The organism is Caballeronia arationis (assembly GCF_001544975.2).
Classification (GTDB): Bacteria; Pseudomonadota; Gammaproteobacteria; order Burkholderiales; family Burkholderiaceae; genus Caballeronia; species Caballeronia arationis.
Map to the genome: position 1 here is coordinate 1 of NZ_FCOG02000504.1, position 954 is coordinate 954.

Here is a 954-nt window from a genome sequence, read left to right on the forward strand (position 1 = left end):
GCGTCAGTGAAGGCGAGCGCGTCTTCAACCAGCGCCCCGGCATCGAGCGTCGCTGCGACGAAAAAGTCCAGCACCACACAGCCGGTTGCAAAAAAGGCCAGCCGGAAGGTCGCAGCGAAGAAGGCGAAGTCTACGGCAGCGCCCGCTCCCGCGACAAAGACTGCCCCAACAAAGACCGCCGCGACGAAGACTGCCGCGACGAAGGCAGTCGCCAAAAAAACCGTTGCAAAAAAGGCGGCGGTTAAGAAGTCTGTGACGAAGAAGGCTGCTGCGTCTACGAAGTCCGCGGCGAAGAAGGCGGTATCGGCAAAGACCCGCGCGGGAAAAACCGCGTCCAAGCGTGCTTCAGCGGCAGAGGCGCGCACTGAACGTTTGGCCGCTGAAGCAAGTGTCGCAGCGCCTGATATGCGCGGTGCTGACGCCCATATGACGCCGCCGGTGGCACCGCCGAGCGGCGCCGAGGCGACGGCTTGAGTTTAGCGGGTTGTTGACGGGGAAGCTCGGGCGCGCTCGGAGCTATCACCAGCTACGCTGCTTTTGACTTCCCCGGAACTGCCCTGCCCCGTCTCAAGACGAAATGGGCCGGCTGGGCCTTGCTGAACGAAAGAGCGGCCCGCACGGGGCCGCTCTCGACTATCGACGTCGGGCCATTACAGCGGCTGAATCGTCGAGGCCTGCTTTCCCTTGGGTCCCTGCTTGATTTCGAAACTCACTTTTTGATTTTCCAGCAGCTACTTGAAGCCGCTGCCTTAAATTTCGGAAAAGTGCGCGAACAGATCCTCGCCACCTCCATCCGGCGTGATGAAACCATATCCCTTTGCATCATTGAACCACTTCACAGTACCGGTTGCCATTTTTGCTACACCTCTACAGATAACTCGAGAGTGCCGAGTTCTTGCGCCTTTCTCACGGTCTCATCTTGGCGTTCGTGAGCGCCGATCCAGTTCTCGGTAA

Annotated in this window: 1 protein-coding gene and 1 pseudogene; both read right to left on the minus strand. The window is 59.6% G+C overall.

Going from position 1 to position 954, the window contains the following annotated elements; genetic code table 11:
• Positions 1-338, minus strand: a 338-nt coding sequence (locus AWB81_RS43500; protein ID WP_200822653.1) for a hypothetical protein, incomplete at its 3' end; no start/stop codon positions are given.
• A gap of 312 nt (positions 339-650) precedes the next feature.
• Positions 651-854 (minus strand): annotated as a pseudogene (locus AWB81_RS43505) (cold-shock protein).
• Positions 855-954: the final 100 nt, after the last annotated feature.